Genomic DNA, 14,941 nt, shown 5'->3' on the forward strand with positions numbered 1-14,941 from the left:
CTTAACATCATCTTGAACGGAGTGGGCGAGGGTGAAGCGTATTACTACAGTTACAGCTACGGCTACTACGGGGATGATAAAAAGAAACTAAATGATTAAGTAGGAAAGGTTGGTACTAGTAGCAGAGAGACTTTAGTGCATTTATCTTACGTATAAGATGAATAATTATTGGCTCTCTGCTTATCAAAGAAACTTAAAGCTTGCTAACACACATAGGCCAATTATTAATTTAAAATGATAAAGACTTTAAGGTTATGAAGCAGAGTTAATATATAATTTTCTTGATTTCGAAATAGTTTTTCATGCTAAAAACAAACTCTTATACTCTTCTTCTTTCGTATATCTACCTATTGAATTGAAGTTAAGCAAAGAGCTTAAAAGAAGTTAACCCAAATCCGCCAAACGTTATGAACTATTCAGAAAACACCCTTCGCTTAGATACGGCTTATGGGGAAGCGAAAAAGAATCGAACGAATCTTGAAAGCCGCCCCAGCTTGCACTCACCGGTAGCTAACTCCTCTCAGATGCCAATTGGGAAGCGTTGCTTTGATGTATTGATGGCCAGTTTTGTAGCCCTTACGGTGTTGAGCTGGATGATTCCTATGATTGGAGTGCTAATCAAACTTTCCTCACCGGGTCCCATCTTTTTTGTGCAGTGGCGTACGGGCCGTAATGGTCGCCGATTCCGCTGTTTGAAGTTCCGCACCATGCGTCACAATCAGGTGGCCCCCTTCAAGCAAGCCTCCGCTGATGATCCACGAATTACGCCCATCGGTAAATTCCTTCGTAAGACGAACTTGGATGAGATGCCGCAGTTTTTAAATGTACTTTGGGGCGATATGAGCATTGTGGGACCGCGTCCACACGCGTTAGAGCACGATGCTCAGTACTGGGAGGTCGTGCCGGGTTTTCCGACGCGATATTTGGTAAAACCTGGAATTACGGGTCTGGCTCAGACGCGGGGCCTACGGGGGGAAGCAGGGCTGAAGGATATGGAACATCGCTTGAAACTGGATCAGTGGTACATTAGAAGGCGCTCAGCAGTGCTGGATGCCAAGATCTGCTGGTGGACGGTTGAGAAAATGATCAAAGGTGACGAAAAAGCCTATTAGAGATTGAAATGCATTTTTTATAAGCTACTATAAAAAGCTTATTCTCCCATTGTAAAATCCTTTACAAAGAACTTATTATGAAGACGGCATTAATTACGGGTGTGAACGGCCAAGACGGCGCATACCTGTCCGAGTTACTTTTAGAAAAAGGCTACCTGGTGCACGGTGTCAAGCGCCGGGCCTCCCTAATCAACACCGAGCGGATTGATCATCTCTATCAGGATCCCCACGAGTCTAACGTGCGCTTTAAGCTGCACTACGGGGACATGACCGATTCGACCAACCTGATTCGCATCATCCAGGAGACGCAGCCCGACGAGATCTACAACCTGGCGGCCATGTCACACGTGAAGGTGAGCTTTGATACACCCGAGTACACGGCTAACGCCGACGGCATCGGCACGCTTCGGATTCTGGAGGCGGTACGCATTCTGGGTCTGGAGAAGAAGACCAAGATCTACCAGGCTTCGACCTCGGAGCTGTATGGCTTAGTGCAGGCCGTTCCCCAATCGGAGACGACGCCTTTCTACCCCCGGAGTCCCTACGCCGTAGCCAAGCTCTACGGCTACTGGATCACGGTCAACTACCGGGAGGCCTACGGCATGTACGCCTGCAACGGGATTTTGTTTAACCACGAATCACCCTTGCGAGGCGAAACGTTTGTGACGCGCAAGATCACGCGGGCGGTAGCAGCCATTGGCTTGGGGATGCAGAAGTGCTTGTATCTGGGGAATCTGAACGCCGAGCGGGACTGGGGTCATGCCAAGGATTACGTGGAGGCGATGTGGCGGATTTTGCAGCAGGAGACTCCGGAGGATTACGTGATTGCTACGGGGGTGACCACGCGGGTGCGGGAGTTTGTGAAGCTGGCCTTTGCTGAAATTGGCGTGGAAGTAGCCTTCAAGGGCGAGGGCGTCGAAGAGAAGGGCTACGTGGTGAGCTCATCCAACGAAGAATTTCAGTTAGAGGCAGGCAGCTGCGTAGTGGCGGTGGATCCGGCGTACTTCCGGCCGACGGAGGTGGAGCTGCTGATTGGGGATCCGACCAAGTCGAAGACGAAGCTGGGCTGGGAACCCAAGTATGATCTGGCGATGCTGGTTCGGGAGATGGTGGAGAAGGATGTGGAGGTCTTCCGCCGCTCGAGTAAAATGCAAATTGAGCATTTAATAGGTTAATATATAAAAGAAGGTATAATAAAATACTAAACAAGATGGGACAAGGCGATAAAAAAACTAATTTATTAATAAAAGTACCAAGAAAAATTGTAAGCAATTTGAGAAATGAAGTAAATCGGTTTATCCAATATTTTCATGAAGTTAAGCTGAACTTACAAAATAAATATTCAAGAAAACAACTGGATAGTAAATCTGATAATATAGTGGTTTCTGTAACGTGCTATCCTGCAAGGATTAGTACGTTACATTTAACTTTGGAGACAATTTTCAATCAAAATCTAACACCTGATGTAATACACTTATGGTTATCATTAGAAGAGTTTCCAAACCAAGTACTACCAAGTCAAATAGTTAAGCTACAAGAAAGAGGATTAAAAGTCACTTTTGTATCAGAAAACATTAGATCATATAAAAAATTGATATATGCACTTAAAGCGTATCCTAACTCAACTATCATAACAATAGACGATGATATATTATATCCGAAATACTGGCTACGTGAAATGATAAACTGTCATAATAAATATCCATTAGATGTTCTTTGCTATAGGGGACATGATATTATACTTGAATCTGAAAAAAAGATTATTCCATATAATAGAATGATTAACAATATATCTAAATATGGACATAACTCATCATATAATATAATGCCAACAGGAGTATCAGGTGTACTATATCCTCCTAATTCCTTGCATAAAGAAGTTTTTGAAATTAGTAAATTTTTGAAATTAGCTCCTCATGCAGACGATATATGGTTTAAATGTTGCTCATTATTAAATAATGTAAAGTGTAGACGTGTAAAAGGAGAGAATGTACATTTTTTAACTATTAGAAGTACACAAAAAGATTCTTTATATAATATAAATGTGTTGCTAAACAGAAATGATGAACAAATGAAAAATTTGTTTGACGAATATAACTTATATGATATGATAAAGAATTAATCTTCAAAATTAAAACCTGAAAAGAGAATGTCAATTAAAAAACAAGTAATTACTGGTGTAAAGTGGACGACTTTTAGTACAGTAATTATGGCTGTAACGCAAATTTTACGTATTTCTATATTGACCAGATATTTAGATAAATCAGATTTTGGACTTATTGCAATAGTGACATTTGTTATGAGTTTTATGGATTTGTTTAATGATATGGGTTTAACTTCAGCAATATTATATAAAAAAGATATTTCAGCAAAGGAATATGCAAGCCTATATTGGCTAAATTTATTGGTAAGTATACTAATGTATATCTTAGTCTTAATTATCTCTCCATTTATTAGCGAATTTTATAATCAACCTTTACTTAAGGTGTTAGTGCCTTTGCTGAGTTTAAACTTGATAATCTCAGCAATAGGAAGGCAGTTTAAAACTATAGAAAACAAAAATCTTCTATTTAAAAATGTTTCGATTGTAGAATTGTCTGGAGTAATTGTAGCTTTTATTATAGCAGTAATTATGGCTGTAAGAGGTTATGGAGTTTACTCTTTAGTATATCCAACAATTATTCAATATTTAGTCGTTAATTTGACTTTTTTATTAATAGGTCTCAAAAAATATGGGTTATTAATTCATTTTGAATTAAAAGAAACTAAGCCTTTTTTACGAATTGGAGGTTATCAAGTAGGGGGGCAAATTTTTAATTATTTAAATAGAGATTTAGATATTTTACTAATAGGGAATTTATTTTCAGCCGAAGTTTTAGGAGGTTATAGTCTAGCAAAGCAACTGGTATTTAGGCCTGCTCAGATCATAAATCCAATTTTAACAAAAGTAGCTTCTCCAGCATTAGCTAAATTTCAGGATAATATAGAATTGTTAAAAATAAACTATTTAAAACTTATTAACATAGTATCAAATGTAAATATATTAGTTTACGTAGGTATTATGGTTTTTTCTCCGTTATTAGTTAAAATAATGTATGGGAATGGTTTCGAAGATATTGTAGTATTAGTTAGAATATTAAGCGTTTATATGATTTTGAGAGCCATTGGTAATCCTGTTGGTAGCCTAGTCGCTGCAACAGGAAGAACAGATTTAGAGTTTTATTGGAATTTTATAACATTGTTTATAATGCCGTTATTTATATATGTTGGTTCGAAATTGGGCATTGTAGAGGTTACAATATCTTTAGATATAGCTATGATAATACTTTTTGTTCCTAATTGGAAATTATTGATAAATAAGCTTACAGGAGCAACGTTACAAGAATATCTTAGAGCAATATTTACAGTCAATATGACGATGATTAAAAGTTTAGTTAATTACTTGATTAAAATCCCTGCTCGTACATAAACTATTGTTCACTTTTTTAAGAATAATAATGAATTCTAATAATAATTTATGAAAAATACTAACCTTAAAATATTAGCTGTTTCGGAGTCTCTCGATCTCAATAATTATACAAGGGCTTCTACATTTGAAGCGATTAGTGAACTATATAATTTGGACTATTTAGTGATAGCAAACTTTTCAAATCAAAAAATTATTTGTGATAATATTAAAAATAAAGTTTTAAAAATCGTTACTTATTTACCACGAAAATCTAAATTTTTTAATATTGAAAAGAGACTAAGGGCGAGATACGTAAAGCGATTGTTAAATGAATATGATATAATTATAATTACGTCACCGAACCAAGAATTGCTTATAGATTACATTGATAAAAGCAAAGTAGTATTCTTGTTGTCAGATCCATATCATATTATGAATGATAAGGAAGATGAATCGATCAAGAGTAAAATGAAGAATATTATTAATAAGGCAGATATTATCTTAGCAACAAGCAAAAATTTAATAGCTACATATTTGCCTAAATATTTTAATCATAAAAGTAAAAACGCATATTATTGGCCTAATTGTGTTAATTTAAGGATTTGGAACTTAGAAAGAGAACATTTTAACAATGGGGTTGGAAATAATAATAAAATTATAGGGTTCGCGGGCAATTTTATGAATATAACAGATATTGAACTTTTAGATTATATTACAACCAATTTGCCTAATGTATCATTTCACATTGCTGGCAAAATAAGCTTTTCAGAGTATACAGAAAATTTAACTAAAATATTTTCAAAAAGCAACGTTAAATATCTTAATTATATAGATCATAAAGAACTGCCTAAAGAAGTCGCCCAATGGAATGTTTGTCTTATGTTGGATAAAAAGTGTGAAATAGCAAGTTACCATCATCATAACAAGATTTACCAATATTTGTCATTAGGGAAGCCTGTGGTTTTGCTAAATTATACAGAAGACTATATTGATTTTCAAGAATATATATATATAGCACAAAACAAAGTTGAATACTTAGAAAAACTAAAAATAGCTCTTGATGAAGAAACTAATAGTTTTTTCGAAGGCAGAAAATTAATAGCTTATAATAACAGTAATAAATCTAGAGCGTTACTTTTTCAAACTATAATCGTTAATCATTTATTATAAAATGTATGGCAAATATAACAAGGTATATAGCGTTCTCATTATTAATGTTCGTTGGGCCTAATGTTACAGAAAAAGTTGGTATAGACTATAAAATAGTTATGATTCTCATAGCTTTATTAAGTATTTTAATAACAATTTATACAAAAATTAATATCAAGGCGAAGCGAGAAGAACTTTTTCTGTTATTATTCATTAGTATATATTGCATGTTTAAAATGGCTTTTGATACAAGTGATGGGACTCGGATGTTATCGTTAATTTTGTTATTAACACCTATTGTTTTTTTAGCATATCCAAGTAACTATAATATGTCTTATTCTAATATTAGATTGTGGCATGGGTTACAGAAAGTAGTATTAGTTTTTTATATAATAGAATGCGGAATAGCAATTTTTGAACAATATACGGGTATCTATATATTTTCATATGCTGGTAATGAAGGTTTTTACAATGATAATTTTCAAGATCGAAGAGCTTTAGGTATACATGGTCATCCTTTACAGAATGCATTGATTATTTCAACATTTATGTGTTTTATTTTAATATCTCCAATTAAAATAAAATATAAATATATATTATGGGGACTTGGATATTGGGCCATATTAAGCTTTAACTCAAGATCAAGTATATTAGGTAATGGATTGTTGTTTGCTTTGTATAACCTAGGACAACTTTCTTCAGGAAAAGTAAATGTTTTATATAAACTTGGAGTCATTGTCTTTTTAATAGCAGGCGTTACAGTAGTATCATATTTGATTTCTCAAGGTATGTTCGGAGGAAGATTGCAAAATGGATTAATAGATGATAGTTCACAAGTAAGGATTGATGTATGGAGTATATTTGATCATTATGATATAATGGATTTTGCATTTGGTGTGAGTAGTGATAGATTAAATGCAATAATTTATTCATTAGGTTTATATGCCACGGAAAATTTTTGGATCGATATACTTCTAAGGTTTGGATTTGTTTTTTTAGCTATTGTGGTGGTTTTATACTATTTCTTGATTAAAAGACTAATGTACCCATATAGTCTTTCTAAAAGGATGTTTGTTTTAGCAGGCTTTTTTATAATTGCCTCTACTAATAATTCCCTATCAGTAACCTCAACACCTTTAATTATATTTTTATTTTGTTGCATTCTATTTAATCCACTTTTGTTGCAAATTACATTAGATAGAAAATATTTTAATTTCAAAGAATCCGTATTAGATCTGCATCCAGTACAGTCTAACGTAAATATTAAAATCTAAATAAATATATGGGTAGTTCAATAACCTTTTCGATCATTACTCCTGTTTATAATCGAGAAGATTGTATTGAGAACTGTATTTCAACAGTACTTAACCAATCATTTACTGATTTTGAGTTAATAATTGTAAATGATGGTTCTAATGATAAAACCTTAGAAAAGATACAGTTAATGTGTCCATTAGACAAAAAAATCAGACTAATAACTTATGATGAAAATAAGGGAGCAAATTTTGCAAGAAATAGGGCTATCGAACAAGCTAAAGGGGATTATATCATATTTTTAGATAGTGACGATGGATTTTCGTCCGATCAATCATTGAGGGAAATAAATCAAAAAATACAGTCTAATCCAGGTTTTGAACATTATTTGTTTTTAGTATCAGATAGGCTAAATGATAAAGGATTACCTGATTATGTGAGTGAATTTAAATATAAAGATTGGTTATCTGGTAAAGTTTCTGGTGATTTTGCCCATGTTGTAAAGACAAGAATTTTAAAAAAGTTCTTATTTATTGAGACTTTTAGAATTTATGAATCATTAAGTTGGTTAAGATTATTGAAAAACATTGATAGTCAATTATTTATTCCTACTATGGTAGTGAAGAGAGACAGAGAAAGGAGTGATTCAGTTTCTAATGAATATAGACTTATTTCTCGAAAAGCTCGAATCAATGAGTATAAGTATTTCCAAATGTATATTGATATGTATTGGAAGGATTATGAATATTATGGAATTACCAATATGTTAATGCCTCAAGTTTATAAAACAGTTCTTATAGGAATTTCTTTACGAGAGTTCGATAATAATAGGAAATTAATAGCTTTAAGAGATTCTAGAAAAATGAATTTGCTGAAAGCTTTTAATAACCAGTTATTTTCATTTGTTATATCGAGTTCAATCAGTTTGAAGTCAATTATTAATAGGTTTTTATAAGATGAACGTTGTCCATTGCTTATTTACTATGAAAACTGGGGGAGCTCAGATGCTAGTAGTAGATATTTTAAACAAGGTTGTTATAAATAACAATGCTTACTTAATAATAGTAAATGATGAATTTGATGAAGCTGTTTTGCAAAGTATTGATTCTAGAGTAAAGATTTTTTTCTTAAATAGAAAACCGGGCTCTAAAAATCCTTTATATATCTTAAAATTAAATTGGATTTTATTTAAAATTAAGCCTAAAGTTATTCATTGCCATGAGCCTAATATAGTAAATCTTATATTTTATAATAATGTAAAAAAGATATTAACGGTTCACGATGTAGGCATAGGCAATATTTATATTAATAAATATACCAACATAGTATCAATTTCCGAAACTGTATTTAAAGATATTCTTACTCGTTTTAATATAAGAACAATCTTAATTAATAATGGTATTGATTTTGAAAGTTTCCAAAAGAGATCTAAATATAAAAGTATTAATAATTTTAACTTAGTTCAAGTTAGTAGGTTAATGCATGAGAAAAAAGGTCAACATATAGCTATTGAATCTATCAATATACTAAATAATTTATTTCCTGGGGTTTTTACTATTACTTTTATTGGAGAAGGATCTTCTGAAAGCTATTTAAAAGAATTGACTAAGAAGCTTAATTTACAATCTCAAGTGTCTTTCTTAGGTAATAAAAATAGAGACTGGATTAAAAAAAACTTACACCAATTTGATTTAGTAATTCAACCTTCTGTTTATGAAGGTTTTGGATTGACAATTTTAGAGGGAATTGCAACTAAAAACCCTGTAATAGCTTCTAATATTGATGGGCCGAAAGAAATTTTAAATAACTTTGAAAGTTTATTTCTATTTGAAAGTGGAAATCCGAAAGATTTGTCCGATAAAATTTATGAGATTTATAGAAAATATACAAATGATTTGTTATTGCCGGAGTTAAATTTGGTTTATGAACGGTCATTTATCAAGTATGATATTTCAGTAATGGTTAACAAATATTTTGATCTTTATTTTAACTAATTTGGAATGATAAGTTCTTTAAGAATTGAGCTTGAGTCCTTAAAGGATAATTCAAAGGGTAAGTTTTTTCTGATTAATTTTAGGATTATTAATAGGTTAATGGACATTCCTTTTGCAAAATATATTATCTTACCCTTTAAAATATACTATAAATTACTCTTTAATTACATTTTAGGTATTGATATTTCGTTGAATACAAAAATTGGATTTGGATTTAATGTATATCATGGGCAAGGTTTAGTAATTAATCAAGAAGTTATTATTGGTAACCATGTTATTGTTAGGCAAAATACTACAATCGGAAATTCTGTAGAAGGTGGTAAGTGCCCCAGAATAGGTAATAACGTGACTATAGGTGCTAATGTGGTAATTTTAGGGGACATTGAAATTAGTGATAATGTCATAATTGCGGCTGGATCAGTTGTGATAAAATCTATTCCTTCTAACACTTTAGTAGCTGGCAATCCAGCTATCATCAAGAAATATTATAATTCAACAAAATGAAAGTTTTAATTACTGCTCCTAGTTTAGATCCTAAAAAAAACGTAAGTGGAATTTCTACCGTAGTCAGAAATATTATATCTGCTAATCCTACACATCAGTACATACATTATTTATTAGGAAGGCCTGATGGCCCATCAAGTACTTTCTCTCTATTATTATCTCAAATAAAGCAATTGTTTTTGTTCCCATTTTTTATAAAAAAAAATGATGTAGATATTGTTCACCAGAATTTACCGTTTAACCCTAAAGGCTTATTGAGAGAATATATTATAAATCTTTGGTGTAAGCTTTTAGATATTCCAGTTTTACTTCATATTCATGGTGGTGTTTTTCTTATGGATGGAACTACAAATAGGATGTATCAGTATATTGCTTCAAGTATATTTAAGAATAGTAAATCAATCATAGTCCTAAGTGAACTAGAAAAAGAAGCATTATCAAAAAATTTCAATTTTCATAATTCTTATGCTCTACCTAACAGTATAAATATCAGTATGTTTTCATTCTCTAAAAATGAGTTTAGTAATATGCCTACTTTTCTATTTTTAGGTCGAATTCATGAAAGTAAAGGGATTGATGATATTTTTAATGCTCTTACTTTATTAATTTCAAAAAATATGACTTTTAGGTTTATATTATGTGGTAATGGTCCTTTGAAAGATGAATATATAAAAAAGTTTAAAGATTTAATGAAAGATAATTTTGAGTATTTAGGTGTAGTAGATGGTAAGCTTAAAGTTGAAATAATGAAAAGGTCCAACTTTTTTTTATTACCTTCTCGCTACGGTGAGGGTTTACCTATGGCTTTATTGGAAACTATGTCTGTTGGTTTAATTCCAATTGTTACAGACGATGCATCAATGAAAACTCTTGTTAAAGATAAATATAATGGTTTTAAAGTTAACAAGTCAGATTATGAAGATCTAGCACGAGTTATTGGGGAGGCTATAAATCATAGAGAGTTACTTGATAATATTTCATCGAATGCTTCATTAACAATTTATACTTCTTATAACATAATTGATTATATAGAACGATTAAATGATTTTTATGGAAAAGCTGCTAGCTAATAAACTTACGCACTTTTTGTTTTTGTTTTTTTTATTTTATTTGAATGTTAACAATCTGCTTAACGCTCAAGATAGTATTTATTTATCTAATACTGGCAATGATCTTAATTCAGGCAGCATCAGATACCCCCTAAAAACTCTTAGTAAAGCTATTATAGTTTCAAGAAAAAATAATGTTAAGCACATATATATTAGAGGAGGTAAATATTACGGAGTTAGTGTTATTCTTACAAGTAAAGACAGTGGACTATATATAAGTAATTATAAAGGTGAAAAAGTTGTGCTTTCTGGTTCAGTTTTATCCGATTCTTTATATAAGTCTGGCAAATTTATTGTTCAAAAATTACAAGGTACTAGAAATAGGAGCTGGGATTTTAGAATGCTTTTAGTGAATGGATCTCCAAGGATGTTAGCTCATATTTCCGATACATTGTCATTTAAAAATATTTGGAATATAAAAGCAAAACCTGCTACAGAAGGATTTTGGGAGAAAAAACCTTCCGTAGAGGCTTTGTCAAATTTGTTATATTCGGGATTCGATCTAAATGATATTGATATTAACAACGCAGAAGTTATGATCCCCCATAGGTGGGACGAGACTTACAGTGCATTTGTAAATTTAGACACTGTTAAAAAGGTAGCTGTTCTTGCTTATCCTGCTCTTCAACCTTTAGGATCATATGGGGCTGACAGTTTAAGTAGAGGTAAGTACTTAATTTGGAATGTTAAACAAGGTATGCTAGGCCCTGGGAACTGGTATCTCGATCGACTTAATGAAAAATTGTATTATTGGCCTTACCCTAATGAAAAGTTAGACAATTTAATTTTGGAGATACCGCGTTACAGAGCCATTTTTAATTTTCAAGCAGGTTGTAGTAATATAATTATTCAAGGCCTTGATATTAAAGGTTGTACAAATGTTTTACAGAATGAGCTATTTGCAGGTTATGGGATTGACGCAACTGTAATGGGTGACAGTATTAATAATATTGTAATTAAAAACTGTTCCATTAATAACTCTGGCGGTAGCGGTATTAATCTTAAAGGGTCCAACATCCATATTGTTAATTCGAATTTTTTTGATTTGCATGGGGGTGGAATATACCTTAAAGGTAATTATAATACTGTTGACCATTGTAAAATAGAAAATGTAGGTAACTTCTTCAGAAGTTCTGTTGCTATAGCTGCTAGTGGTAAAAAAAATCGTTTCATCAATAACTATATATCTAATGTGCCATATTCAGGGATCTGTGGTATTGGTGACTCAAGTCTTATAGATAATAATATAATATATAATGCTATGCAAGTTCTCAGTGATGGTGCGTTTATTTATGAAGGACTACATTCCATGGTCAAAATTCAAAACAATTTATTAGTAGATACAGATTCTTCAAAAGTAAAAAAATTTAGATTAGGTATATATTTTGATGAAAAATCACTATCTTGTTACGTAAATAATAATATTACTTTTAACATTGGGGTTCCTGTTCATTGTCATTTGGCTAGAAATATTCATTATTTTCAAAATAATTTCTTATCCGATAATGAACAGAGGCTTAGTTTTAGAAATTCAGAAGAGATTTTTTTCAATAAAAATTTATTTATCATCAAAGGTAAACTTAGGCCCTATATTTATCCGGAGAATAGCTTCTCTATGATTATTAATAATTTTATAGATAATACTATTTTTTATTCTTCAAAAGATTTAGTTGATAATTTTTTAATTAAATTATCGAATAACAATTCTATCTCTCAACAAGATGCAACTATATTAGATAGTAAGATTCGTAAGATAGTATATATAAATAAAAATTAATTTTAGATTATTCTTATCTCTACTGAGGACATGAAAAAATTTCTTTTATCAATCAATATTAATTTAGGAGAATATGATTCTTTCTTGAATCGAATTGTCTACAATGCCTCTGAAAACATTTCATCTTATGTTTGTGTGGCGAATGTTCATATGTTGGTTGAGGCTTACAATAATCAATCATTTGCTGAAATCGTTAATAACGCTGACTTAATTACTCCAGATGGTATGCCTCTTACATGGGGTTTGAAATTAGTTCATGGCATAAGACAAGAACGTGTTGCTGGTATGGACTTACTACCAGACTTACTTTCATTGGCATCTAAACATAAATTACCTGTATACTTCTATGGTGGAACACAAGCAATGTTAGATCAGACAGAAATTTATGTTTCGGAAAACTATCCTGATTTGCAATTAGCAGGTATGTATAGTCCCCCTTTCAGAGTTTTAACTTCTCAAGAAGAACATCAAGTTATTAATTCTATTAATGGTAGCGGTGCTAAAATTGTTTTTGTGGCATTAGGATGCCCTAAGCAGGAAAAATGGATGGCCTCAATGAAAGGATATATTAATGCAACCATGATTGGAATAGGAGGGGCCTTACCCGTAATGATCGGTATGCAGAAAAGAGCGCCAGAATGGATGCAAAGAACAAGTCTAGAGTGGTTATATAGACTTTCTCAGGAACCAAAGCGCTTGTTCAAGCGGTATGCTGTTACAAATTCTATGTACTTGTTGTTGTTAGCGAAAGAGTTATTCTCAAGAAAGACATTAAAATCAATCTAATATTATAGACTAGTTGATTTTGTGAGTAATCTTTCATTTGAGTTATTTACATTAATACCATTAAATTCTTTTTATATTATTACTAATTATCTATTTTAATCCTAATTGATCTTAGTAGTGGTTGTAAATTACATTAAAAAGTTAGGATGCTGTAATCTTCTACAAAGTGCAGAGTTTAAGGTTATAATTTTCCGTTAATGTAAGTTGTTTGCCGAGTATTAGTCATTTAATTAAATAGGCTATTTATTTTACCTTTAATATTTTTAATTATATAGTTTAACTATGTTTAAATACAGGTAGAATTTTCTTTCCCCTATAATACCTTTATATAATGCTTAGGATCATTTTTTTTGATTGAAAAATTTTATAATAAGTATTTGATTTATACTTATGAAATACTAGAAACAAATTGAAACGTTTGTAGATTTCGTTAAAAAAATGGATTTATCACATGAGTAAAGTACAGGTTTTATTTTAATTATGTGATTTTGAATGTATTATTTATTTTTAATCCGTAAGTATAATATTGAGATTTTATGAATTATGATGTTTTATTGTGTAATGTGTAATTAGTTATTTAAAAGTTCCATTAATTAAGTTGAACAATTTATTGAAATATTTATCTATGAAATACAATATTATTAGCATCAATACTTGGATTAATAAAGGTAAGATTATTATTTCTGCTATAGATAATTTATATGAAATAATAAACTTGTTTACGAATATTAATGGAATAGCATGATACAAATAAATTGGTAAAGAATATCTTCTCCCATAATCACTTAACACATTATCTCTGCTTTGAAATGAAACACACAATATTAGAATTGCGATCGTATAAAATATTGTTCCAATTAAGAATATATGATTAGCGATAGGATAGTGTGTGTTTTCTAATAAATATTTAGCTTCGAGCATTTGAATAAGATATCCTATTAAGAGAAGAATAAACCCGACTGACTTATTTAAGTGATTTTTTATTCTTTCTTGGTTTTTCCTTATAGTGAACCCTAAGTACATGAACGGTATAGATATAAGAAGTCTAGAATACGAATATACTTTCAATATTCTTCCAAAGAAAAGCCCAGAATATGAATCAAGTATTAGAATTGTTATGATTATTATTAATATAATAGAGTATTGAATATATATATTTATTTTGAATGTGTTTACTGTATATATGTATATATATCCTATGATCATAGAAGGTAAAAACCATAAATGATAGTAAGTTCCTATAAATAGACTAGTAATGCTAAAAAAATGTTTTGATTCTATGTAGTTTATAGTTATGTATATTATTGATGATACAACATATATAGATACAATTTTTATTATATTCTTAAATGTGTTATTTAAAGGATCTTTAAGGAAATTTTGTTGAAAGAAATAGCCACTCACTATAAAATAATATGGTACAGCCCATCTAGACATTAATCTTAGATGATCTACTATTTCTAAATGATTATTGTAATGAATATGTAGGAAAATAACAAAAAAACCACCAATAAATCTTAGAGTATCAATGGTTGCATTTCTAGATTGATTTGTCTTTTTCAATTTCTTATCGTTAAATAACTAACATTTAAATGTCTCAATGATACTTAATGGGTTTTAAAGGCAAAGCTAGTTTTTTTTATTAAAAATAAGCTTAATATATATATATTAATTAGAGCCATTTATTTTAAGTTTAGGTAGTAATTTATACAAAATGAGTGCCTCGCTTGGAAGCATCCGCGACAAACTCTTTGACCTTCTGTTCTTTGTCTTTGGGACAGATCAGAAGCACGTTGTCAAACTCTGCG

13 protein-coding genes are annotated in these 14,941 nt (G+C 31.1%); 12 read left to right on the forward strand and 1 reads right to left on the reverse strand.

Features of this window, described 5'->3' with window-relative positions; genetic code table 11:
• The first annotated feature begins 407 nt into the window (after positions 1-407).
• The 12 genes from C5O19_RS25690 (at position 408) to C5O19_RS25745 (ending at position 13,133) form a co-directional block, all read left to right on the forward strand.
• Complete coding sequence (locus C5O19_RS25690) at positions 408-1,112, forward strand: sugar transferase (RefSeq protein ID WP_243406520.1); 705 nt, start codon at positions 408-410, stop codon at positions 1,110-1,112.
• 77 nt (positions 1,113-1,189) lie between these two features.
• Positions 1,190-2,287, forward strand: a complete 1,098-nt coding sequence (gene gmd, locus C5O19_RS25695; RefSeq protein ID WP_104716231.1) for a GDP-mannose 4,6-dehydratase — start codon at positions 1,190-1,192, stop codon at positions 2,285-2,287.
• Between the two features lie 35 nt (positions 2,288-2,322).
• On the forward strand, positions 2,323-3,234 hold the full coding sequence (locus C5O19_RS25700; RefSeq protein WP_104716232.1) for a hypothetical protein: 912 nt from the start codon (positions 2,323-2,325) through the stop codon (positions 3,232-3,234).
• 27 nt (positions 3,235-3,261) lie between these two features.
• The gene (locus C5O19_RS25705; RefSeq protein WP_104716233.1) at positions 3,262-4,581 is read left to right on the forward strand and encodes an MOP flippase family protein; all 1,320 of its coding nucleotides are present in this window, start codon (positions 3,262-3,264) and stop codon (positions 4,579-4,581) included.
• 48 nt (positions 4,582-4,629) lie between these two features.
• Positions 4,630-5,730 carry a glycosyltransferase family protein gene (locus C5O19_RS25710; protein WP_104716234.1) on the forward strand — a complete coding sequence of 367 codons (1,101 nt, stop codon included), beginning with the start codon at positions 4,630-4,632 and terminating at the stop codon, positions 5,728-5,730.
• A 5-nt stretch (positions 5,731-5,735) separates the two neighbouring features.
• Complete coding sequence (locus C5O19_RS25715; RefSeq protein ID WP_104716235.1) at positions 5,736-6,983, forward strand: hypothetical protein; 1,248 nt, start codon at positions 5,736-5,738, stop codon at positions 6,981-6,983.
• Between the two features lie 8 nt (positions 6,984-6,991).
• The gene (locus C5O19_RS25720; RefSeq protein ID WP_104716236.1) at positions 6,992-7,918 is read left to right on the forward strand and encodes a glycosyltransferase family 2 protein; all 927 of its coding nucleotides are present in this window, start codon (positions 6,992-6,994) and stop codon (positions 7,916-7,918) included.
• A 28-nt stretch (positions 7,919-7,946) separates the two neighbouring features.
• Positions 7,947-8,957 carry a glycosyltransferase family 4 protein gene (locus C5O19_RS25725; RefSeq protein WP_165796133.1) on the forward strand — a complete coding sequence of 337 codons (1,011 nt, stop codon included), beginning with the start codon at positions 7,947-7,949 and terminating at the stop codon, positions 8,955-8,957.
• Positions 8,958-8,963: 6 nt separating this feature from the next.
• Positions 8,964-9,461 (forward strand): serine O-acetyltransferase, encoded by a 498-nt coding sequence (locus C5O19_RS25730; protein ID WP_104716238.1) that lies wholly within the window; start codon positions 8,964-8,966, stop codon positions 9,459-9,461.
• Entirely contained in the window at positions 9,458-10,531 is a 1,074-nt protein-coding gene (locus C5O19_RS25735) for a glycosyltransferase family 4 protein (protein WP_104716239.1), read from the forward strand. The genes C5O19_RS25730 and C5O19_RS25735 overlap by 4 nt, the downstream gene beginning before the upstream one ends.
• The gene (locus C5O19_RS25740; RefSeq protein ID WP_165796134.1) at positions 10,512-12,347 is read left to right on the forward strand and encodes a right-handed parallel beta-helix repeat-containing protein; all 1,836 of its coding nucleotides are present in this window, start codon (positions 10,512-10,514) and stop codon (positions 12,345-12,347) included. The genes C5O19_RS25735 and C5O19_RS25740 overlap by 20 nt, the downstream gene beginning before the upstream one ends.
• Before the next feature lie 30 nt (positions 12,348-12,377).
• Entirely contained in the window at positions 12,378-13,133 is a 756-nt protein-coding gene (locus C5O19_RS25745) for a WecB/TagA/CpsF family glycosyltransferase (RefSeq protein ID WP_104716241.1), read from the forward strand.
• Between the two features lie 573 nt (positions 13,134-13,706).
• Here the strand turns inward: C5O19_RS25745 and C5O19_RS26585 are convergent.
• Positions 13,707-14,696 carry an acyltransferase family protein gene (locus C5O19_RS26585; protein ID WP_104716242.1) on the reverse strand — a complete coding sequence of 330 codons (990 nt, stop codon included), beginning with the start codon at positions 14,694-14,696 and terminating at the stop codon, positions 13,707-13,709.
• Positions 14,697-14,941: the final 245 nt, after the last annotated feature.

The sequence above is a fragment of the Siphonobacter curvatus genome, from assembly GCF_002943425.1.
Lineage (GTDB): Bacteria > Bacteroidota > Bacteroidia > Cytophagales > Spirosomataceae > Siphonobacter > Siphonobacter curvatus.